The sequence below is a fragment of the Aquabacterium sp. CECT 9606 genome (assembly GCF_918741295.1).
GTDB lineage: Bacteria > Pseudomonadota > Gammaproteobacteria > Burkholderiales > Burkholderiaceae_C > Aquabacterium.
Genome location: NZ_CAKKNB010000001.1, coordinates 708,085 through 727,943 on the forward strand (window position 1 = coordinate 708,085; position 19,859 = coordinate 727,943).

21 protein-coding genes are annotated in these 19,859 nt (G+C 63.3%); 7 read left to right on the plus strand and 14 right to left on the minus strand.

Annotated elements, in window-relative coordinates; all coding sequences use genetic code 11:
- The first annotated feature begins 169 nt into the window (after window positions 1–169).
- From xseB to dxs, 3 genes are read left to right on the plus strand one after another with little or no spacing between them, the layout of a single operon-like run.
- Entirely contained in the window at window positions 170–424 is a 255-nt protein-coding gene (gene xseB / locus LQ232_RS03265; RefSeq protein ID WP_230178929.1) for an exodeoxyribonuclease VII small subunit, read from the plus strand.
- The gene (locus LQ232_RS03270) at window positions 421–1,350 is read left to right on the plus strand and encodes a polyprenyl synthetase family protein (protein WP_230178931.1); all 930 of its coding nucleotides are present in this window, start codon (window positions 421–423) and stop codon (window positions 1,348–1,350) included. The genes xseB and LQ232_RS03270 overlap by 4 nt, the downstream gene beginning before the upstream one ends.
- A gap of 37 nt (window positions 1,351–1,387) precedes the next feature.
- Window positions 1,388–3,328, plus strand: coding sequence for a 1-deoxy-D-xylulose-5-phosphate synthase (dxs, locus tag LQ232_RS03275; RefSeq protein ID WP_230178935.1), 1,941 nt, complete (start codon window positions 1,388–1,390; stop codon window positions 3,326–3,328).
- Here the strand turns inward: dxs and LQ232_RS03280 are convergent.
- Both LQ232_RS03280 and argH read right to left on the minus strand, forming a co-directional pair.
- Complete coding sequence (locus tag LQ232_RS03280; RefSeq protein ID WP_230178936.1) at window positions 3,268–3,756, minus strand: bacteriohemerythrin; 489 nt, start codon at window positions 3,754–3,756, stop codon at window positions 3,268–3,270. The two genes, dxs and LQ232_RS03280, sit on opposite strands and share 61 nt — an antisense overlap.
- Window positions 3,757–3,819: 63 nt before the next feature.
- Window positions 3,820–5,217, minus strand: coding sequence for an argininosuccinate lyase (argH, locus tag LQ232_RS03285; RefSeq protein ID WP_230178941.1), 1,398 nt, complete (start codon window positions 5,215–5,217; stop codon window positions 3,820–3,822).
- 33 nt (window positions 5,218–5,250) lie between these two features.
- Between argH and LQ232_RS03290 the strand changes: the two genes are divergently transcribed.
- Window positions 5,251–6,465 carry a sensor histidine kinase gene (locus LQ232_RS03290; RefSeq protein WP_230178942.1) on the plus strand — a complete coding sequence of 405 codons (1,215 nt, stop codon included), beginning with the start codon at window positions 5,251–5,253 and terminating at the stop codon, window positions 6,463–6,465.
- Window positions 6,465–7,241 (plus strand): LytTR family DNA-binding domain-containing protein, encoded by a 777-nt coding sequence (locus LQ232_RS03295; protein ID WP_230178944.1) that lies wholly within the window; start codon window positions 6,465–6,467, stop codon window positions 7,239–7,241. The genes LQ232_RS03290 and LQ232_RS03295 overlap by 1 nt, the downstream gene beginning before the upstream one ends.
- Window positions 7,242–7,266: 25 nt before the next feature.
- Here LQ232_RS03295 and LQ232_RS03300 read toward each other — a convergent pair whose 3' ends face one another.
- The 7 genes from LQ232_RS03300 to LQ232_RS03330 form a co-directional block, all read right to left on the minus strand.
- Window positions 7,267–7,932, minus strand: a complete 666-nt coding sequence (locus LQ232_RS03300; protein WP_230179713.1) for a protein phosphatase CheZ — start codon at window positions 7,930–7,932, stop codon at window positions 7,267–7,269.
- A gap of 16 nt (window positions 7,933–7,948) precedes the next feature.
- Window positions 7,949–8,350 carry a chemotaxis response regulator CheY gene (gene cheY / locus LQ232_RS03305; RefSeq protein ID WP_230178946.1) on the minus strand — a complete coding sequence of 134 codons (402 nt, stop codon included), beginning with the start codon at window positions 8,348–8,350 and terminating at the stop codon, window positions 7,949–7,951.
- A gap of 61 nt (window positions 8,351–8,411) precedes the next feature.
- Complete coding sequence (gene motB / locus LQ232_RS03310) at window positions 8,412–9,386, minus strand: flagellar motor protein MotB (RefSeq protein ID WP_230178948.1); 975 nt, start codon at window positions 9,384–9,386, stop codon at window positions 8,412–8,414.
- A gap of 30 nt (window positions 9,387–9,416) precedes the next feature.
- The gene (motA, locus tag LQ232_RS03315; RefSeq protein ID WP_230178951.1) at window positions 9,417–10,277 is read right to left on the minus strand and encodes a flagellar motor stator protein MotA; all 861 of its coding nucleotides are present in this window, start codon (window positions 10,275–10,277) and stop codon (window positions 9,417–9,419) included.
- Between the two features lie 266 nt (window positions 10,278–10,543).
- Window positions 10,544–11,080: a flagellar transcriptional regulator FlhC gene (flhC, locus tag LQ232_RS03320; protein ID WP_230178953.1), complete on the minus strand. Its 537-nt coding sequence runs from the start codon at window positions 11,078–11,080 to the stop codon at window positions 10,544–10,546.
- Between the two features lie 58 nt (window positions 11,081–11,138).
- Complete coding sequence (gene flhD / locus LQ232_RS03325) at window positions 11,139–11,459, minus strand: flagellar transcriptional regulator FlhD (protein ID WP_230178955.1); 321 nt, start codon at window positions 11,457–11,459, stop codon at window positions 11,139–11,141.
- A gap of 216 nt (window positions 11,460–11,675) precedes the next feature.
- Window positions 11,676–12,329 carry a TetR/AcrR family transcriptional regulator gene (locus LQ232_RS03330; protein ID WP_230178958.1) on the minus strand — a complete coding sequence of 218 codons (654 nt, stop codon included), beginning with the start codon at window positions 12,327–12,329 and terminating at the stop codon, window positions 11,676–11,678.
- 99 nt (window positions 12,330–12,428) lie between these two features.
- On the opposite strand from LQ232_RS03330, the gene LQ232_RS03335 reads away from it, so the two are divergent.
- Window positions 12,429–13,907, plus strand: a complete 1,479-nt coding sequence (locus LQ232_RS03335; protein WP_230178961.1) for a cytochrome P450 — start codon at window positions 12,429–12,431, stop codon at window positions 13,905–13,907.
- Window positions 13,908–13,997: 90 nt separating this feature from the next.
- On the opposite strand, the gene flhC (LQ232_RS03340) is transcribed toward LQ232_RS03335, so the two are convergent.
- The 5 genes from flhC (LQ232_RS03340) to LQ232_RS03360 form a co-directional block, all read right to left on the minus strand.
- Window positions 13,998–14,534, minus strand: coding sequence for a flagellar transcriptional regulator FlhC (gene flhC, locus LQ232_RS03340; RefSeq protein ID WP_230178953.1), 537 nt, complete (start codon window positions 14,532–14,534; stop codon window positions 13,998–14,000).
- A 58-nt stretch (window positions 14,535–14,592) separates the two neighbouring features.
- Window positions 14,593–14,913 (minus strand): flagellar transcriptional regulator FlhD, encoded by a 321-nt coding sequence (gene flhD / locus LQ232_RS03345; RefSeq protein ID WP_230178955.1) that lies wholly within the window; start codon window positions 14,911–14,913, stop codon window positions 14,593–14,595.
- A 267-nt stretch (window positions 14,914–15,180) separates the two neighbouring features.
- On the minus strand, window positions 15,181–16,368 hold the full coding sequence (locus LQ232_RS03350; RefSeq protein ID WP_230178962.1) for an acyl-CoA desaturase: 1,188 nt from the start codon (window positions 16,366–16,368) through the stop codon (window positions 15,181–15,183).
- A 1-nt stretch (window position 16,369) separates the two neighbouring features.
- Entirely contained in the window at window positions 16,370–17,521 is a 1,152-nt protein-coding gene (locus LQ232_RS03355; protein ID WP_230178963.1) for an acyl-CoA desaturase, read from the minus strand.
- A 20-nt stretch (window positions 17,522–17,541) separates the two neighbouring features.
- On the minus strand, window positions 17,542–18,681 hold the full coding sequence (locus tag LQ232_RS03360) for a ferredoxin reductase (RefSeq protein WP_230178965.1): 1,140 nt from the start codon (window positions 18,679–18,681) through the stop codon (window positions 17,542–17,544).
- 235 nt (window positions 18,682–18,916) lie between these two features.
- Between LQ232_RS03360 and LQ232_RS03365 the strand changes: the two genes are divergently transcribed.
- A complete protein-coding gene (locus tag LQ232_RS03365) occupies window positions 18,917–19,651 on the plus strand; it encodes a transposase (protein WP_230178966.1) in 735 nt (244 codons plus the stop codon).
- Window positions 19,652–19,859: the final 208 nt, after the last annotated feature.

Here is a 19,859-nt window from a genome sequence, read left to right on the forward strand (position 1 = left end):
ACCCGAAATTGTACCCGCCGGGCAAATGGTGGGGCCGGGTAAGGTCAAGCACCCACCCCAGACCGGGGGCCGCGTTGAACTTCACACGGGGCCCGGGGGTCTACATTTGGCCCTTCAGGCGAAATAGAATACGCGTTTGCCCTCACGCCGGGCTTGCCCGGGCGACACCATGGCCAAAATCCCCGTTTCCGCTGCAGATCCCTCTCAAGAGCCGCCCTTGCCGTCCACTTACGAGGAGGCTCAGTCGGAACTGGAACGCCTGGTGAGCCAGATGGAGTCCGGTCAATTGCCCCTGGATGGTCTGCTGACCAGCTACCGGCGCGGCGCGCAGTTGCTGCAGTTCTGCCGCGCGCGGCTGGAGGCGGTGGAGGCCCAGGTCAAGTTGCTGGAAGACGGCCAACTCAAACCCTGGGACGCTGCATGAACCCCCAGGCTTATGCCGACTGGTCGTCCCAGGTGCTGAGCCGCGTCGAATCGGCGCTGGATGAGTGGGTGCCGCTTGAGGCGCCGGCTGGTCTGGGTGAGGCGATGCGTTATGGCGTGCTGGACGGGGGCAAACGCTTGCGTGCCCTGCTGGTGATGGCCGCCGCGCAAGCCGCCGGGGCCGAGCAAACGCCCGCCGGCCAGGACGCCGCCTTGCGCGCGGCTTGCGCCGTTGAATTGATCCATGCCTATTCCCTGGTCCACGACGACATGCCCTGCATGGACAACGACGTGCTGCGCCGGGGCAAGCCCACCGTCCACGTGCAGTTTGGCGAAGCCCGGGCCATGTTGGCCGGCGATGCCCTGCAGGCCTTGGCCTTCGAAGTGTTGACCCCGGACGTTTGTCCGGACGATCTGGTGATGCGGGCCCCCATCCAGGCCCGCTTGTGCCGTCTGTTGGCACGCTCGGCCGGACAAGCCGGCATGGCCGGTGGTCAGGCCATCGACCTGGCCAGCATTGGCATGGCCCTGGATGAGACCGCCTTGCGCGACATGCACCACCGTAAAACTGGTGCCTTGCTGCGCGCCAGCGTGCAAATGGGCGCGGCCAGCGCCGGCATTGATGAGTCCGGCCCTATCTGGGAAGCGTTCAGCCGCTATGGCGACGCCATGGGCCTGGCATTCCAGGTGGTCGATGACATCCTGGATGCCACGCAACCGTCCGACACCTTGGGCAAGACCGCTGGCAAGGACGCCGATGCCAACAAACCCACCTACGTGAGCCTGCTGGGCTTGGCCCAGGCACGCGCCGAGGTTGACCGCTTGCTCCTGCAGGCTCAGGATGCGCTGTCTGACAGTGGTCTGTCGCCCGAGCACACCCAGGCACTGGCTGCCCTGGCCGACCGCATCGTGCACCGCGACCATTGATCCCACAACAACAAACCATTCCCCAAGGAAGCCCACCATGACCTCCACCCTGCTGTCCAGGATAGAGACACCCGCCGATGTCAGGCGCCTGTCTCGCCTTGAGCTCAAACAACTGGCGGGCGAGTTGCGCGAGTACCTGCTGCAAAGCGTGTCGCGCACGGGTGGGCACCTGTCATCCAATCTGGGCACGGTGGAACTGACGATCGCGCTGCACTATGTGTTCAACACGCCCGACGACCGCCTGGTGTGGGACGTGGGCCACCAAACCTACCCGCACAAAATCCTGACCGGCCGGCGCGACCGCATGCCCACGCTGCGCCAGATGGGCGGCATGAGCGGCTTCCCGCGCCGCGACGAAAGCGAGTACGACACTTTCGGCACGGCGCACTCGTCTACATCCATCTCCGCCGCTTTGGGCATGGCCCTGGGCGCGCAGTTGCGCGGCGAGGCCCGCAAGGCCGTGGCCATCATCGGCGATGGCGCCATGACGGCCGGCATGGCCTTCGAGGCCCTGAACAACGCGGGTGTGCCGCACAACGGTCGCCCTGCCGATGTGCTGGTCGTGCTGAACGACAATGACATGTCGATCTCCCCGCCAGTGGGCGCGCTGAATCGCTACCTGGCACGCTTGATGTCGGGCCGTTTCTACTCGGCCGCACGCGAAGGCGCCAAGCAGGTGCTGCGCAATGCGCCGCCCTTGTTCGAACTGGTCAAGAAGTTGGAAGAGCACGCCAAGGGCATGGTCGTGCCCGCCACCATTTTTGAAGAATTCGGCTTCAACTACGTGGGGCCCATTGATGGCCACGACCTCGACTCGTTGATCCCCACGCTGGAAAACCTGCGCGACCTGAGCGGCCCGCAGTTCCTGCACGTGGTGACCAAGAAGGGCTACGGCTACAAGCTGGCCGAGGCCGACCCCATCGCCTACCACGGCCCCGGCAAGTTCGACCCCGCCGTGGGCCTGGTCAAGGCCGCGGCTTCAGCCGAGCCGCCCAAGCCCACCTTCACGCAGGTGTTTGGCCAGTGGTTGTGCGACATGGCCGCGCACGACACGCGCCTGGTCGGCATCACGCCCGCCATGCGCGAAGGCTCGGGCATGGTTGAGTTCCACCAGAAGTACCCGGGCCGTTATTTCGACGTGGGCATCGCCGAGCAGCACGCCGTGACCTTCGCAGCCGGCATGGCCTGCGAAGGTCTCAAGCCGGTGGTGGCGATCTACTCCACCTTTTTGCAGCGCGGCTACGACCAATTGATCCACGATGTGGCCATCCAGAACCTGCCCGTCGTGTTCGCATTGGACCGCGCCGGCATCGTCGGGGCCGATGGCGCCACGCACATGGGCGCTTTCGACATCGCCTTTGTGCGCTGCATCCCCAACATGAGCATGCTGACGCCGGCCGACGAGAACGAGTGCCGCCAGGCGCTCAGCGCCGCCTTCATGCAGCAGCACCCGGTGTGCGTGCGCTATCCGCGTGGCGCGGGTGCGGGCGTGGCGGTGTCCAGCGATCTGAAGCCCATGCCTTGGGGCAAGGGTGAGGTGCGCCGCACCAGCCAGGCCGTGAGCGGCCAGCGCGTGGCCATTTTGGCGTTTGGCACCTTGCTCTACCCGGCCTTGAAAGCCGCAGAAGCCTTGGACGCGACCGTGGCCAACATGCGTTTCGTCAAGCCGCTGGACACCGAGTTGCTGCTGGAGCTGGCACGCACCCACGACGCCTTTGTGACTGTGGAAGAAGGTTGCGTGCAGGGCGGCGCCGGATCGGCCGTGGCCGAGGCCTTGAGCCATGCGGGCGTCACCAAACCTTTGGTGATCCTGGGTCTGCCCGACGAGTTTGTGGAGCATGGCGACCCGGTCAAGCTGATGTCGATGTGTGGGTTGGATGCGGCCGGCATCGAGAAAACAGTGCGCCAGCGCCTGCCTCAGGTGGTGGGTGTGCACGCCGCTGCAGACGCGTCGAACGTGACCGCATTGCGCGGGTAGGGCAACTCGCCAGTCACGGGATCGTGGCCCATGCTCTTGAGGTGCAACGCCAGGCCGGCATCCATGCTCTGTGCGTGGTGGGGGAACCACAGCGCCAGTTCATGCGCGATCTGGCGGATGGGAGCCAGCTGGCCTTGTTGCCCTTGGGCCAAGCCTTCCCGCATCACCTGAAGCACCACCGCGTGCTGGGTGGCGTGACAGTTGCCAGCGGCAAAGCCCGTGGCCAGCATCCACCGGTCTTCGCGCCCAAAGTGGTCCTCGGTGTGGGCCAGCAGGGCCTGCCAGGCCTCCACCACTTGGTCATCCGGGCTCTGCTGAACGGCCGCCAGCAAATCCACGAATTCCCGGTGGGTGTCGTCCATGGCGGGCATGGACAGGGACAAGGCTTCAGACCAGACAAGGGTGGTGACCATGGTGGGCGTGTTCATCCATAAAGCGATGTCCGCGAGGCTAGTGGCTCGCCCACCAACCGACCTTGACCTGGCGCAATGTCAGGCCAGGCGGCTCCGGTGCCGTGCCACCTGCGCGCGCACCTGCTCCGGCGCCGTGCCGCCCAGCAGGTTGCGCGCATTGAGCGAGCCACGCAGTGACAACACCTCGAACACGTCCTGTTCAATGGCCGTGTTGTAGTTTTTGAGCTTGTCCAGCGGCAACTCCGACAAGTCCACGCCCGCGGCAATGGCGTCCTTCACGGCATGCGCCACGACTTCATGTGCATCGCGGAAAGGCAGGCCCTTCTTGACCAGGTAGTCGGCCAGGTCGGTGGCGGTGGCGTAGCCCTTCTTGGCGGCACGCTCCATGGCTTCGGGCTTGACGGTGATGCCACCGGCCATTTCCGCGAAGATGCGCAGCGTGTCCTTCAAGGTGTCGACCGTGTCGAACAAGGGTTCCTTGTCTTCCTGGTTGTCCTTGTTGTAGGCCAGGGGCTGGCCCTTCATCAGGGTGATCAGGCCCATCAGGTGGCCGACCACGCGGCCGGTCTTGCCGCGTGCCAGCTCGGGCACGTCGGGGTTCTTTTTCTGCGGCATGATCGACGAGCCCGTGCAGAAACGGTCGGCCAGATCGATGAAGCCGAACGATTGACTCATCCACAGAATCAGCTCTTCGCTGAAGCGCGAGATGTGCACCATCACCAGCGATGCGGCGGCGGTGAATTCGATGGCGAAGTCGCGGTCGCTGACGGCGTCCAGGCTGTTTTGCGAAACGCCTTCGAAACCCAGCGTGCGGGCCACGCGTTCGCGGTCCAGCGGGTAACTGGTGCCGGCCAAGGCGGCCGAACCCAGGGGCAGGCGGTTGATGCGCTTGCGCAGATCGATCAGGCGCTCGGCATCGCGGGCGAACATCTCGACATAGGCCAGCAGGTGGTGGCCAAAGGCCACGGGTTGCGCCACTTGCAAATGGGTGAAGCCGGGCAGGATGGTCTCGGCGTTCTGCTCGGCCACGGCCACCAAGGCCTTTTGCAACTCGGTCAGGAGCACGCCGATTTCGTCGACCTCGCCACGCAGCCACAGCCTCACGTCGGTGGCGACCTGGTCGTTGCGCGAGCGGCCAGTGTGCAGGCGCTTGCCGGCGTCGCCCACCAGGGTGGTCAGGCGCGCCTCGATGTTCAGGTGCACATCTTCCAGGTCCAGCTTCCATTCGAAGTTGCCGGCTTCGATCTCTTGCGTGATCTGGGCCATGCCTTTTTCGATCGAAGCCCAGTCGGCGGCCGAGATGAGGCCCTGGGCGTGCAGCATTTCAGCATGCGCGAGCGAGCCCTGGATGTCCGCGCGCCACAGCCGTTTGTCGAAAAACACGCTGGCGGTGTAGCGTTTGACCAGGTCGCTCATCGGCTCTGAAAAGAGAGCCGACCAGGCCTGGGACTTGGTGTCGAGTTGATTTGTGCTCATGGCGCAGCGCGGTTGGGCGAGAATGTTCCAACCATGGATTGTAGAGAGCCCACGCCCCCCACGTCGAACCGATCACCTCGGCCGCGGGATGCCGCGCCGGCCAAAGCCCCGTCGAGGGGGCGCGCGAACGACCAGGCGGGTGACACCTTGGCCGCGCCGACGATGTGGGCCGCCACGGGTTTTGACCAGCCGGCCACCCCCACCCGCAGTGCAACGCGCTCGGCTTTTGACGTGTGCCATGTGGGCGTGGTGTTGCGGGTGGTGCTGGGCATGCAACTGGTGTTGGCGCTGGGGGTTGCCCATGTGGCGGCCAGCCCGGCCGATTGGCTGGTGCGCTGGTCACAGGCCCTGGCCACGGCCTTGCCGGCCTGCTTGCTGTGGCTGGTGCTCACCTGCGCGGGGCGTTCGGCGCTCGAGCGCATGTCCCCCGCAGGCCAATGGGTCAGCGCTGCCGTGCTGGGGGCCTTTGCGGGCCTGTATGGCGAGGTGCAGTCGTCCATGCTGGATTGGTGGATGGGCGGCGCCCCGCGCAGTTGGTGGGCGGTGTGCCCAGCCATGCTCACCGGGGCAACGTTTGCTTCGGTCACCCTGGCCTGGTTGCGCCAGCGCGGCCGCAGTGAGTTGCCGGCCCAGGCGCAGGCACGCCTGGCCGAGTTGCAGGCGCGCATCCGCCCTCATTTTTTGTTCAATACCTTGAACACGGCGATCGCGCTCGTGCAGATCGAGCCCACGCGGGCCGAGGCCGTCCTGGAGGACTTGGCCGAGTTGTTCCGCCAGGCCTTGACCTCGCCGCACTTGCGCGCCTCGCTGACCGACGAGGTCGACCTGGCGCAGCGCTACCTGCGCATCGAGCAATTGCGCTTTGGCGATCGCCTGACCCTGCACTGGACGTTGGACCCCGCTGCCGGCGAGGCCGAAGTGCCCGCCCTGATGCTGCAGCCGCTGGTTGAGAACGCCGTCAAGCATGGCGTGGAGGCCGACCCAGATGGTGGCTGGGTTCGCGTGTCCACGCATGTCAAGGCGGGCCAAGCCGTGTTGACCATCACCAACTCCATGCCGGCGCATCCGCAAGCTGCGTCAACCGCCGGCCATGGCATCGCCTTGCGCAATGTGCGCCAGCGCTTGCGTCTGATGCACGATGTCGAGGCCAATTTTTCCGCGGGCGTGCACAAAGGTGAAACGGCCGAGCATGCCTCGGTCTACGTGGTGCGCGTGTCCGTGCCGCTCAAGCCTGGGATGAATGCGTGATGGGGAACGATGCCTTGCGGGTCATGGTCGTGGACGATGAACAGCTGGCGCGCTTGCGCTTGAAGACGTTGTTGTCGCAATCGGATTGCCCCAACGAAGTGGTGGCCGAAGCGGGCGATGCCCGGCAGGCTTTGGCGGTGTTCAGCCCTGCCGACGGCGGAGTCGCCCCCGTGGTCGATCTGGTCTTGCTCGATATCCAGATGCCTGGCCCGGATGGCCTGCGCCTGGCCGAACGGCTGCGCTCGCTGGCCAATCCACCCGCCGTGGTGTTCGTGACCGCGCACGCGGGTCACGCCTTGCAGGCTTTCGAGTTGGAAGCGCTGGATTACCTAACCAAGCCGGTGCGGCTGGACCGCTTGAACGCGGCGCTGGCCCGGTGTGTCAAACGCAAGCCTTTGGCGGCCACGCCTGGCGTGCCTGAGCAGATCGAAGAGCCCACTTTGGTCGCGCAAGACCGGGGTCGCCTGGTGCGGGTGCCGGCCTCACAAGTCATCTACCTGAAGGCCGAATTGAAATACGTGACCTTGCGCACAGCCGAACACAGCCATGTGCTGGATCAATCGCTGACAGAGCTGGAGGGGCAATTGGGGGACAAGTTCGTGCGCGTGCACCGCAATGCGCTGGTGGCACGTTCGGCGATGAAGGCACTGGAGCGCCGGGCCGATGATGAGGAGGGTGGCGAGACCTGGGCGGTGCAGGTTCAGCCAACTGGCGAGTGGCTGGCCGTGTCGAGGCGACAGGTGGCCACGGTGCGCGAAGTGATGGCGGGGCGCTGAACAACGCGCCCCTGCAGACCGGGGTTCAGAAACCCAGGCTGGCCAGCAAGTCGTCGACTTCGCCTTGGTTGTTGACGACGTCGGTGCGGCTTTGGCCATCCACCACCGGGCCGCTCAACGAAGGTTCGATGTGTTGGTTGGCTGTCATGGCCACTTCGGCCTTGTGAGCCAACTCGGGCGGTGCGGCTTGCATCAGCACGCCTGCCAGTTGCTTTTCCAGGTCGGTGGCCAGGGACACCACCTTGGCGACCACCTGACCCGTCAGGTCATGGAAGTCCTGCGCCATCATGATGTCGGTCAGGTGCCCGTCAACGCGTTGCGTGACGGTTTCCACATCTTCCACGAAGTTCATCACGGCACCGCTGGCCACGGCCTTGACGGGGTCGGCCACCAGCAACTGGGCCAGCTTGCGCGTCTCGGCCACGATGTGGGCCTGATCGGCTTTGGCTTCGTCGACCAGGTTCAGCACTTTCTCGGCGGCGGCGGCGGTCTTGGTGGCGATGTAGCTCAGGCGGCTGCGCGCATCCGGCAGGTTGTTGACCGAATCGGTCAGCCTTGGCAGCACGCCCAATTGGTTGAGCGTGTCGTGCAATTGCCGTGTCAGCGTGCCCAGCTGCTGAAATATCTCCGGCGAAGCGGCTGCAGCTGCGGCCGCGGGGGCCGCCATCGTGGGCAGATCATCCATCTTCATCATCGGTTCCCCCTGCTCAGGCCGCGGCCGTGAGTTTTTGCATGATTTTTTGCACCTTCTCTTCCAACGTCGCCTTGGTGAAGGGCTTGACGATGTAACCCGCCGCACCGGTCTGGGCAGCCAGCACGATGTCTTCCTTGCGGGCTTCGGCGGTGACCATCAGCACGGGCAGGTGCTTGAGCGTGTCGTCCGCCTTGATGGCCTTGAGCAGGTCAAAGCCATTCATGTTGGGCATGTTGATGTCGCTGACCACGAAATCGTATTTGCCGTTCTTGAGCATGTTCAAGGCCACGGCGCCGTCTTCGGCTTCCTCGGCGTTGTTGTAGCCGATTTCCTTGAGCAAACCTCGGACGATGCGGCGCATCGTGGAAAAGTCGTCAACGATCAGGAATTTCATGTCGGGGGAGGGATTGCTCATGGCTCGTCCTTGATTCAATCGTTAGAGACCCTGAGAGGCCTCCGCGAGGTGTTCACAGCCGTTATCGGCGTTCGGTGGGGAGGCTTGAGGCCTTTATCGGGCTGGCCAAGGCGGGTGGTACTTCGGCGTCGGGGGCTTCTTCGTCCACCTGGCCTGATTCAACCTTGGCCGCCTGGAAGAAGCGGTCTTCGGCCTCGCGGTTCATCACCACGATGCTGATGCGCCGGTTCAAGGGGCTTTCAGGGTCGTCTTTTTCATAGAGCAAGCTGGCGGCCAGGCCCTGCATGCGCAGCACCTTGTCGCCTGGCAGGCCGCCTGCGATCAGTTCGCGCCGCGAGGCATTGGCGCGGTCGGCCGAGAGCTCCCAGTTGCTGTAGCCGCGCTCGCCCGCGCTGAAGGGCTTGGCGTCGGTGTGGCCTTCGATGGTCAGGCGGTTGGGCACCACCGACAGCACCGCGCCAATGGACTGCAGAATGTCGCGCATGTAGCCCTTGACCTCGGCTTTGCCGCTGTCGAACATGGGGCGGCTTTGGTCGTCCACGATCTGGATGCGCAAGCCCTCGGCGGTCAGGTCCAGCCGGATCTGCGATTTGTACTGGGCCAGGCGTGAATCGTTGGCGATGATTTCTTCCATCTTCTGCTTGAGTGCGGCCAACTGGGCGCGCTCGGCGATGGCCTGTTCGGCCTTGATGGCTTTCTTGCGGGCCTTGACCTCGGCGGTTTCCGAGGCGCCTTTCTTGAGCTGTCCCACGCTTTCGGCCAGGTTGTTGCCGCCGCCCTTGATGATCGAGGTGGCATCGCCCGCGCCTGAGCCGCCAAACATGGCCACCTTCAGCGGCGAGTTGAAGTAATCGGCAATGCCCTTCTTGTCGCCCTCGGTGGTGGACCCCAGCAACCACATCAGCAGGAAGAAGGCCATCATGGCCGTCACGAAGTCGGCATAGGCGATCTTCCAGGCGCCACCGTGAACGGCGTGGCCGCCCTTCTTGACGCGCTTGATGATGATCGGTTGGACTTTTTTCGAATCACCGGCCATGAGGGATCTCCGCGTGGTTCATGGCGAGGCTCACTTCTTGCCCTTGACGTGGGTTTCAAGCTCGGCAAAGGTGGGCCGTTCGGTGGAATACAGCACCTTGCGGCCGAACTCGATGGCCACTTGCGGCGCGTAGCCCTGCATGCTGGCCAGCAGCACGGTTTTGACCACGTTGAATTCCTTGGTGCCTTCGTCGAGCTTTTGCTCCATCAGGCCGCCCAGCGGTTCGACTACGCCATAGGCCAGCAAGATACCCAGGAAGGTGCCGACCAGTGCCGAACCGATCATGCCCCCCAGGATGGCAGGCGGTTGGCCCACCGAACCCATGGTGTTCACCACGCCCAGCACGGCGGCCACGATCCCGAAGGCGGGCAGCGCACCGGCCAGGCGGGCCACGGCGGCCACGGCGGCATGGCCTTCGTGGTGGTGGGTATCGATCTCGTTGTCCATCAGGCTTTCGATCTCGTGGGCATTGAGGTTGCCCGAGACCATCATGCGCAGGTAGTCGGTGATGAACTCGACCACGTGGTGGTCGTGGCCCATGGTGGGGTACTTCTTGAACAGGGCGGAGTTGTGGGGGTCTTCAACGTCCTTTTCAATGGACATCAAACCTTCCTTGCGCACCTTTTGCAAGATCTCGTACATCATGGCCATCAGTTCCATGTAGCGTGCCTTGGTGTACTTGGAGCCCTTGAACAGGGGGCCGAAGTTGGCCACCACCGACTTGATGGTTTTGGTCTGGTTGTTGACCACAAAGGCGCCCATGGCACCTCCCAGGATCGACATCATTTCCAGGGGCAGGGCATGAAGGATCACCTCCGTGTTGCCGCCGTGGATGATGTATGCCCCAAAGATGCAACCCAGCGCGACGATGTATCCGATGGCGACGTTCATGGTGTTCTGGTCAAAGGAAAGGCGGAGGGTTGATCAATGCCTTGATCTTCGGCGAGTGGGCCTGCTTCCTAAGCCGTGAACAGAAGCATGCGGGCGGGGCTTTTTTCATGCCACAGAAAAAAGCGGGCCCGATTTGGGGGCCCGCTAAAAGCACTCATCGTGCTAGGAGGAGACAAGCAAGGACGTTTTGTTTCCAACCCGCCCACCAGTTCTATCGGCAGCACGTGCCCCGGCTTGAGCCCCGGCAGCGTGCGGACTTCACGAAATCAATGCATGTGCAATGCGCCAGCGGCCTTGCCCTTGCCGGCGCGGGCAGGAGGGTTGCACAGGCCACAGGTGAAGTGGCGGGCGATTTCATGGGGGTGGGTGACGTAAGAGCCACCGCACTTGTTGCATTTGGTCAGGCTGAGCATGCCGTTGTCGATGAACTTGACCAGGCGCCAGGCGCGTGTCACGGACAACAGGGGCTCCAGGCCTTGGGACTGGGTTTGTTCCAGGTACAGCTGGTAAGCCTTGATGACGACATCGATCTCGTCGATCTCGGAAGACTTGTTCAGGTACTCGTGGATGTTGAGGAACAAGCTGGCGTGGATGTTGGGCTGCCAGGTCATGAACCAGTCGGTTGAGAAGGGCAGCTGGCCCTTGGAAGGCGACTTGCCGGAGACTTCCTTGTACAGGCGCAGCAGGCGCTCGTAAGAGATGTCGGTCTCCGACTCCAACACTTGCAGGCGGGCGCCCAGGCCGATCAAGGTGACAGCACGTTCGATTTGCTTGGCTTCGGTCAACAGGCTCTTGGTGCGCATGGTGGGGCTCCGGGGAAGTGTGGGGTCGGGTGCTAAAGAACGAGAAGAGTCAGTCAGCTCAGGCGGCTTCTTGGTGGCGGCCGGCCATCAGGATGTTGGCGTGCAGGCGGGTCACGTCGCTGGAGCCGGACTTGCCGTGGTTGGTCAGCAGGGTCCAGACCAGGTCGTCATCGACACGCATGCGGCACAGCAGGGTGTTGCTGGAGGCGATCTTGAGCACCTGGGCGGGCGACAGCATGGAGATCATGTCGGCGGCTTCTTCCGACATGCCCAGGCGGAACAGGGCTTGTTCGCGGTCGGCGCGGATCAGGCTCTGGGCCAGCATCAGGTACGACAGGTTGGTTTCGCGAATTTCCATCAGGATTTGGTCGGCGTTCATGTGGGTGGCTCCGGGTGTCTTGGCTATCGGGTGGGGGTGGGATTTGCGTCTCACCATGGAATGAATAGTGATCCCTATGCCAGCTTTTCTTAATAGGCGCACACCTGTATCCCGCGTTAGGCGTCGGCTGCACGTCTTGTCAGAAGATCCCTTACAAAGCCCTGAAAACCAGGGGAAACACCATCCAGAAATCAGCTGGGTCAATCGCGCCGGCCGTTAATCAACGGTCACAAGCCGCCACACCATGCGCACCAGTTCATCCTCCAATTCCTGGGTGTCCAGCAGGGGCGAGTTCTCCAGCGAGGCGCTGCGGATGACGCCAATCACCGCGCGGGTGCCCACGAACAGCATGGCGGGGCTGGGCACACGCAGCTTGGGGTTCTTGAGCTGTGACAAGGCGATGGCCAGGTGCTCTGTGCCCTCGCGTTGCGCCTGGGCCACCTGTTCGTGGTGGTCCATGTGCCAGCCCAGCCGGACCATGGCGCGATTGAGGTGGCTGCCGGTGCCCAGCGCGGCCAACAAGGCCCGGACCTGATCGCGCAAGGTGGATTCCACGTTCAAAGGGGCTTGTTGTTGCACCGCGCTGACCAGCATGCCCTGCAGCTCGGCCATCACGCGCAGTCTTTCCTGGGCGATCATGGCCACCACGATGGCCTCTTTGGTCGGAAAGTACTGGTACAGCGTGCCGATCGACACCCCCGCCCGTTGCGCCACCTTGTTGGTGCTCAAGGCCTCGGGCCCGCCATTGGCCACAATCTGAGCCGTGGCCTCAAAAATCGCCGCGATCGTGCGTCGTGCGCGCTCTTGCGTCGGCATTTTGCGCATGCTTTCAGAGGGAGGCAGGGCAGTGGGCTTGGTTGATCTGGTCATGGGCAAAAACCGAGCGGTATGCGAGTTGCGCCCGGTTTTTAAAACTGAATAATGCTCATATTAATCCCGCCGTCATCGGACCAACCCAGAGGAAGCCCCATGAGCACGACCACCGCCGCTGCACCGCTTCGCGAATTGAGTGAACTGCCGGGGCCACCCAGCCTGCCGCTGGTGGGCAACGCTTTCCAGGTCAACCGCGACTTGATCCACCAGAACGTGGAGCAATGGGCCCGGCGCCATGGCCCGCTGTTCCGCGCCTTCTTTGGCCCGATCCCGGTGTTGGTGGTGGCCGACCACGAACTGATCGGCGCGATCTTGCGCGCCCGGCCCGATGACTTCAACCGCTCGGAGCGCCTGGCGATCATTTCGCGTGAGATGAACTTGAAGCTGGGTTTGTTCGCGGCTGAGGGCGATGCCTGGCGCCACCAGCGGCGCATGGTGATGGCCAGCTTTGCCCCTGGGCATGTGCGGGCCTATTTCCCGTCTTTGCTGAAGGTGACACAGCGCCTGGGCACACGCTGGCAGAAAGCCGCGCAGGCCGGCAGTGCCATTGACCTGCAGTCCGACCTGATGCGATTCACGGTGGATGCCATCACCGGCCTGGCCTTTGGCGCCGATGTGAACACCCTGGAGTCGAATGACGACATCATCCAGCAGCACCTGGACAAGATCTTCCCGGCCCTGTTCAGGCGCATCCTGACCCTGGTGCCTTATTGGCGCGTGCTCAAGCTGCCCGCCGACCGCGACCTTGACCGCAGCGTGACTGCCGTGAAGGTGGCCATCGATCAATTCATTGACCAGGCGCGCGGGCGCATGAAGGCCGACCCCACCCGCCGTGACAACCCGCCCAATCTGCTGGAGGCGATGATCGCCGCCGCCGACCAGCAAGACAGTGGGGTGAACGACCAGGACGTGGCCGACAACGTGCTGACCATGCTGCTGGCGGGCGAAGACACCACGGCCAACACCCTGGCCTGGATGATCCACCTGCTGCAGTGCAACCCGCAGGCCTTGAAGCGCGCGCAGGACGAAGTGCGCAGCAAAGCCAACGACCCCGCTGCTTTCACGCCTGAGTCCATGGCCGAGCTGGACTACCTGGAGGCCTGCGCCCACGAAACCATGCGCCTCAAGCCCGTGGCGCCTTTCCTGCCCTTGCAGGCCTCGCGCGACACGGTGGTGGGCGATGTGCGTGTGCCCGAAGGCACCTTGATCTGGAACGTGCTGCGCCACGACAGTGTCAGCGAGCAGCATTTCGAGGATGCCGCGGCCTTCAAGCCCGAACGCTGGTTGGCCGAGGGCAGCAGCCCGCAGCACAGCGCCAGCCACGCCAAGCGCGTGTCCATGCCCTTCGGCGCCGGTCCGCGTGTGTGCCCTGGCCGCTATCTGGCTTTGCTGGAAATGAAGATGGCCATGGCCATGCTGCTGTCCCGCTTTGACATCGTCAGTGTGGACACCCCCGACGGCCAGGCGGCGCAAGAGCACATGGCCTTCACGATGGAGCCCGTGGGTCTGACCATGAAGTTGCGCGAACGAAAAAAAACGGACTCCGAAGAGTCCGTTGGCAAGTCACTGGCGTGACGCTAGGAGGAGAAAACAATGAAACAAGCAAAACTACAAGAACAACTACAACCACTACTTCGGTCACTACAGAGAACTACTTAAGACAAATCAATGCATGTGCAATGCGCCAGCGGCCTTGCCCTTGCCGGCGCGGGCAGGGGGGTTGCACAGGCCACAGGTGAAGTGGCGGGCGATTTCATGGGGGTGGGTGACGTAAGAGCCACCGCACTTGTTGCATTTGGTCAGGCTGAGCATGCCGTTGTCGATGAACTTGACCAGGCGCCAGGCGCGGGTCACGGACAACAGGGGCTCCAGGCCTTGGGACTGGGTTTGTTCCAGGTACAGCTGGTAAGCCTTGATGACGACATCGATCTCGTCGATCTCGGAAGACTTGTTCAGGTACTCGTGGATGTTGAGGAACAAGCTGGCGTGGATGTTGGGCTGCCAGGTCATGAACCAGTCGGTCGAGAAGGGCAGCTGGCCCTTGGAAGGCGACTTGCCAGACACTTCCTTGTACAGGCGCAGCAGGCGCTCGTAAGAGATGTCGGTCTCCGACTCCAACACTTGCAGGCGGGCGCCCAGGCCGATCAAGGTGACAGCGCGTTCGATTTGCTTGGCTTCGGTCAACAGGCTCTTGGTGCGCATGGTGGGGCTCCGGGGAAGTGTGGGGTCGGGTGCTAAAGAACGAGAAGAGTCAGTCAGCTCACGCGGCTTCTTGGTGGCGGCCGGCCATCAGGATGTTGGCGTGCAGGCGGGTCACGTCGCTGGAGCCGGACTTGCCGTGGTTGGTCAGCAGGGTCCAGACCAGGTCATCGTCGACACGCATGCGGCACAGCAGGGTGTTGCTGGAGGCGATCTTGAGCACCTGGGCGGGCGACAGCATGGAGATCATGTCGGCGGCTTCTTCCGACATGCCCAGGCGGAACAGGGCTTGTTCGCGGTCGGCGCGGATCAGGCTCTGGGCCAGCATCAGGTACGACAGGTTGGTTTCGCGAATTTCCATCAGGATTTGGTCGGCGTTCATGTGGGTGGCTCCGGGTGTCTTGGCTATCGGGTGGGGGTGGGATTTGCGTCTCACCATGGAATGGATTCTGCGCAGCCACCTGGGATAACTGAATAGGGTGGCCGCTGTAAGGCGCGTCGGGTCCACGCTGCCTGTTGTGTAGGAAGAAACCTGACAAAGCGGTTTTGTCGGCCGCAGTAACAGGCCAAAACCCATGCAGAAAAAAGCCCGGCAATGCCGGGCCAGTCTCACCATGTGAACGCCTGGAAGCCCCAGGCGTGCGCTGCGTCACGAAGGGGCGTGAGTGGGTGCTTCGACGGCGGTGGCCGGGCGCGACATGGGGCTTTGGCCACCCGGAAAACTGTGGCGAAGCACGCGCCACAGCACCGTCGGAAACTGCCTGGCCAGGCTACCGGTGTTGTAGGGCACGCCATACCTTGCGCAGATCTCGCGCACGCGGGGCGCAAATTGGCCATAGCGGCGCGAGGGCAGGTCCGGGAACAGGTGGTGTTCGATCTGGTGGCTCAGGTGCCCGGTCATGAAATTGAAAACCTTGCCCCCGCTGATGTTGGCCGAACCCAGGCATTGGCGCAGGTAATACTGCCCCTTGGTTTCCGCCTTCAAGTCCACCGGGTCAAAGGTGTGGATCTGGTCGGTGAAATGCCCGCAGAAAATCGTCACAAAGGTCCACAGGTTGCGGATGACATTGGCCACCAGGTGCCCCAACAAGGAAGCGCCCAGGCCGGCCCAGAAGCCGTGACCCAGCACCAAGCCGGCCAGGCCGCCCAGCAAGGGCCACAGCAGGTAGTCCTTCTTGATCTGGCGCCACATCTTGGCGCGGGCGCCGGGCCATAGCCGAGCAATGTTCAGCTTGGTGGCCTCGCGGTCAGTGCGCAGTTGGTCAAAGGCCATGTTGTGGATGCCGATGGCCCACTCGAACAGCAGGGCCACGATGACCATGTAGATGGACTGCACGGCGTGGCGGGGCTCCCAAGGTGTGTCGCTGGACAGGCGCAAGAAGCCATACCCAAAGTCACGGTCAATGCCTTCGACGTTGGTGTAGTAGTGGTGCATGTGGTTGTGGGACTCTTTCCAGTTCTGCTGGCTGCAGATGGTGTCCCAGTCACAGCTGAGGCCCTCGAAGCGCGGGTCGTTCAGCCAGTTGTACTGGCCGTGCATCACGTTGTGCCCGAACTCCATGTTCTCGATGCACTTGCTCAAGCCCAGCAGCACCGCGCCAAGCAGCCCGATTGGCCAGCCGATGGCCGCCAGCGTCAACAAGGCTCGCCCCGATGACTCCAGTCCGCGAATCAAATACAGCACATGGCGGATGTAGCGGGAATCGGGCTCGCCCAGGCAGGCCTTGAAATCAACGCGAACCTGGTCGATCTCGCGGGCAAAGGCATCGAACTCCGCCGCCGTCCTCGGCCCGGGCGTGATCCGCACGGGTGGGCGGCTGGCGGCACTGAGGCTCATGTCATGCGTTCTCGGGCACGATGGATTCGACTTCGATGTGCACAGCCTTGTGCGGGCCGCCCGGCAGGCTGTAGCGGGCCACGCGCTTGAGCACGGTCATCAATTGCCAGGCGAACTTGCCGGTGTTGTAAGGCACGCCGTACTTGGCGCACACGGCTTGCACCTTGGGTGCCATCTCGGCATAGCGGTTGGCCGGGATGTCGGGGAAGAGGTGGTGCTCAACCTGGTGGCTCAGGTTGCCGCTCATGAAGTGCATCCATTGGCCGCCCTGGATGTTGGCCGAGCCCAGGATCTGGCGCAGGTACCACTGGCCGCGCGATTCGTTCTTGATCGATTGCTTGCTGAAGGTGTAGATGTCGTCGGTGAAGTGGCCGCAGAAGATGATGGCCCAGGCCCACACATTGCGGATGATGTTGGCGGCGAAGTTGCCCACCAGCACGGCGATGCCGGCATCGACCGCGTGTCCGAAAGGCATGGCCAGGGCGGCGGCCAGCAAGGGCCAGGCGGCGTAATCACGCATGAACTGGCGCGCGAATTTCTTGCGCACCACCAGCCATTGGGGGCGCACTTCCGACCACTTCTTGCGGCCGATCACCACCTTGTCGACCTGCATGTCGTGCACGGCCACGAACCACTCGAAGTAGACCGCCAGCAAGGCCGTCAGCAGCAACTGGAAGGGATGCAGCCAGCTCCAGCGCAGGTCGTTCGACAAGCGCAGCAGGCCATAGCCAAAGTCGCGGTCCATGCCGATGACGTTGGTGTAAGTGTGGTGCACGAAGTTGTGCGCATGGCGCCACTCCGAGGCCGGGCAGGTGTTGTCCCAGTCGAAGGTGTCGCCATGGAAGCGCGGGTCGTTCATGAAGTTGTACTGGCCGTGCATCACGTTGTGGCCCAACTCCATGTTGTCCACGATCTTGGAGATGCCCAGCAGCAGTGTGCCCAGGAACCACGTGGGCGGGAACCAGCCGAACAGCAGCAGCGCGCGGCCCAGCGCTTCGGTCAGGCGAACGGTGCGCAGCACTTTGCGGATGTGCCGGGCGTCCTGCTCGCCGACCAGCTTGCGGGTTTCGTCGCCAATGGCGTCCAGGTCGCGTTGGAAGGCGTCCATCTGCTCGATGGTCTTGGGGCCGATCTGTTTCGTGGGGTGATTCATGGTCGTCCTGCAAGGCTCAATCAATTCAGGGATTCGAGGTCGAGGTCGCTCATCGCCGCGCTGACGCACAGGCGGATGGGCTGGCCTTCGCCATCGATGCGGGCGCCGGAGGTCAGGTCACGCACGCTGCCACTGCGCAAGCGGCAGGTGCATTCGTGGCAAATGCCTTGGCGGCAGCCGTGTTTCATGCTCAATCCGGCGGTCTCGCCCGCGATCAGAATGGTCTGGTCGCCAGGGGCGGAGAAGCTGCGCGTCTGGTGGGCACGCTCCATCTGCACGGTGTGCACCGCGTGGGTGTCACCGCTGGGCTTGGCGGGCGCGAAGGCTTCCAGGTGCAATTGGGCGCCAATGCCGGCGTCCAGCCACAACTGGCGGGCGGCGTCCATCAGTGGGGCCGGGCCGCAGCAATAGGCGGGCATCTGGCGCCATTGGGGCACGGTCTGTTCCAGCAACGCGGTGTCCAGCACCTGCTGCTGCGCCGTGCTCCCAGGCACATTGGCGGTGTTGGCCACACTGTCGATGGCCACATACGTGAACTGAGGCCAGCGCTTGGCCATGTCGTCCAGGGCCCGGGCAAAGATGCGGTCCTCGAGGCCCCGGGCAAAGTAGATCAAGGTGGGGCGTGTGGCCGCCTTGCTGCGCTGCAAGTGCTCCAGCATGGCCATGCAAGGGGTGATGCCACTGCCGCCGGCCATCAGCAGCACCTGGGTGGGTGCGGCGGCTGGCAGGGTGAACGCGCCGCCGGCCTGGTCGATTTCAATGATGTCGCCAACCTTGACGTGCTGGTTGAGGTGGTTGGACATCAGGCCGCCCGGCTGGCGCTGCACGGTGATGGCAAAACGGTTCTGGTGGCCGCCGATGCTGCGGGGCGAGTAGGCGCGGCGGTGGCGCACGCCATCGATCACCACACTGAACAAGATGAACTGGCCGGGTTGCAGGCCCCGGAAGGCCGAGCCCGCCTGCAGCACCAGGGTGGTGGCACCTGGGGTTTCGGCGTGTTTGGCCACGACCCGTGCATGCAGGCGCGTCACGGTCAACAACGGGTTGATGAGGCTGAGGGTGTCGTCGAAGGCCAAGGGGCTGATGCCCCAGTGCGTCAGCCACCCCGACACGCGGCCCATGGCCGAGGGCGTCAAGGAGGGTGAAGAAGAATCAGCCATCAAAGAAAACTCCAAACAACAAAACCAAGCATTCAGTCCAACCGCAGGCTGTACAACGACAAGCGTTCAGTTTAGCGACGCTTCCATGGAGGCTACAAGTCAGGGAGTTTTCAAGCATCGGGGGAAGTCCTTGAAAGCTCAGGGTTCCCCCGCAAACAAGGGGGTTCCGGCCCTCTGTCACGCCAACGTGTGTTGGCCCCAGAATTGAGGGTCAGACCCGACCTGGAGCAAAGTCATGGCGCGCATGCCACGTTTGAGTGGGGCCGATTGGCCTCACATGGTTGTTCAGCACGTTCATGAAGGCCAGGCGCTGGTCCGTGACGAGACCGACGTCGCCTTGCTGCTGCGCACCTTGAAGGAGGCCTCGCGTGAAGAGTCTGTGGCTGTCCACGCCTATGTGATCGCGATCGATCACCTGCACCTGTTGGCCACGCCCTCGACGGACGAGGGCTTGAGCCGGTTGATGCAGTCCGTGGGACGGCGTTATGTGGCGGCCTACAACCGGCGCCATGACCGACGGGGTGGCCTGTGGTCGGGGCGTTACCGCTGCACCGTGATCGAGGCGGCGCGGTACTTGCTTGATGGCATGGTTTTCATCGAGCAGCATGCTTTGCGAACGGGCGCAGTGCAGGAGCTGGCAGAAGACAAGTGGTCCAGTGTGGGGCACCACCTGGGCTTGCGGGTCGACCCTTTGATTCAGGATCATCCGCTTTATTGGGCCTTGGGCAACACACCGTTTGACCGCGAAGTGGCTTGGCGGCGGCGCCTGGAGCAGGGTCTGTCCAGCAAGCAGGTGGCGGAACTCACGAACGCCACCCACAAAGGTTGGGCTTTGGGCGGTGAAGATTTCCTTCAAAAGGTGCAGGGAATGGTGGGGCGCCATGTTCAGCCCAGGCAGCGCGGGCGGCCACGGAGGTCGGTCACCGCGCACGACGCCCCAAAAGGGGGCAAAAGCGCTGCAAATGAATGATCTGTCCCCGAATAATTCCCCTGCTCGAAATGATGATTGATTAATTGTGGTCTGACCCTAATAAATGAACTTGATACTTGTGGCCCCAGGCAGTATCCTTGGGCTTCTTTGCCGTTGTTTTATCTCCACTCATCTCTGGAGCGCGCCATGAACCAGGCGACTTCGGGAACTCAGTTCCCCACCACCACCGAAGCTTCCACCTCGGCCA

Excerpts from the sequence above, each read along its gene's own strand:
- LQ232_RS03280 (WP_230178936.1), bottom strand. The coding sequence starts at position 3,756 with ATGAACACGCCCACCATGGTCACCACCCTTGTCTGGTCTGAAGCCTTG.
- flhC (WP_230178953.1), bottom strand. The coding sequence starts at position 14,534 with ATGCGCACCAAGAGCCTGTTGACCGAAGCCAAGCAAATCGAACGCGCT.
- dxs (WP_230178935.1), top strand. The coding sequence starts at position 1,388 with ATGACCTCCACCCTGCTGTCCAGGATAGAGACACCCGCCGATGTCAGG.
- flhC (WP_230178953.1), bottom strand. The coding sequence starts at position 11,080 with ATGCGCACCAAGAGCCTGTTGACCGAAGCCAAGCAAATCGAACGTGCT.
- LQ232_RS03335 (WP_230178961.1), top strand. The coding sequence starts at position 12,429 with ATGAGCACGACCACCGCCGCTGCACCGCTTCGCGAATTGAGTGAACTG.
- LQ232_RS03350 (WP_230178962.1), bottom strand. The coding sequence starts at position 16,368 with ATGAGCCTCAGTGCCGCCAGCCGCCCACCCGTGCGGATCACGCCCGGG.
- LQ232_RS03290 (WP_230178942.1), top strand. The coding sequence starts at position 5,251 with ATGGATTGTAGAGAGCCCACGCCCCCCACGTCGAACCGATCACCTCGG.
- LQ232_RS03360 (WP_230178965.1), bottom strand. The coding sequence starts at position 18,681 with ATGGCTGATTCTTCTTCACCCTCCTTGACGCCCTCGGCCATGGGCCGC.
- xseB (WP_230178929.1), top strand. The coding sequence starts at position 170 with ATGGCCAAAATCCCCGTTTCCGCTGCAGATCCCTCTCAAGAGCCGCCC.
- LQ232_RS03330 (WP_230178958.1), bottom strand. The coding sequence starts at position 12,329 with ATGACCAGATCAACCAAGCCCACTGCCCTGCCTCCCTCTGAAAGCATG.
- LQ232_RS03355 (WP_230178963.1), bottom strand. The coding sequence starts at position 17,521 with ATGAATCACCCCACGAAACAGATCGGCCCCAAGACCATCGAGCAGATG.
- LQ232_RS03300 (WP_230179713.1), bottom strand. The coding sequence starts at position 7,932 with ATGAAGATGGATGATCTGCCCACGATGGCGGCCCCCGCGGCCGCAGCT.
- flhD (WP_230178955.1), bottom strand. The coding sequence starts at position 11,459 with ATGAACGCCGACCAAATCCTGATGGAAATTCGCGAAACCAACCTGTCG.
- motB (WP_230178948.1), bottom strand. The coding sequence starts at position 9,386 with ATGGCCGGTGATTCGAAAAAAGTCCAACCGATCATCATCAAGCGCGTC.
- cheY (WP_230178946.1), bottom strand. The coding sequence starts at position 8,350 with ATGAGCAATCCCTCCCCCGACATGAAATTCCTGATCGTTGACGACTTT.
- flhD (WP_230178955.1), bottom strand. The coding sequence starts at position 14,913 with ATGAACGCCGACCAAATCCTGATGGAAATTCGCGAAACCAACCTGTCG.
- motA (WP_230178951.1), bottom strand. The coding sequence starts at position 10,277 with ATGAACGTCGCCATCGGATACATCGTCGCGCTGGGTTGCATCTTTGGG.
- LQ232_RS03295 (WP_230178944.1), top strand. The coding sequence starts at position 6,465 with ATGGGGAACGATGCCTTGCGGGTCATGGTCGTGGACGATGAACAGCTG.
- LQ232_RS03365 (WP_230178966.1), top strand. The coding sequence starts at position 18,917 with ATGGCGCGCATGCCACGTTTGAGTGGGGCCGATTGGCCTCACATGGTT.
- argH (WP_230178941.1), bottom strand. The coding sequence starts at position 5,217 with ATGAGCACAAATCAACTCGACACCAAGTCCCAGGCCTGGTCGGCTCTC.
- LQ232_RS03270 (WP_230178931.1), top strand. The coding sequence starts at position 421 with ATGAACCCCCAGGCTTATGCCGACTGGTCGTCCCAGGTGCTGAGCCGC.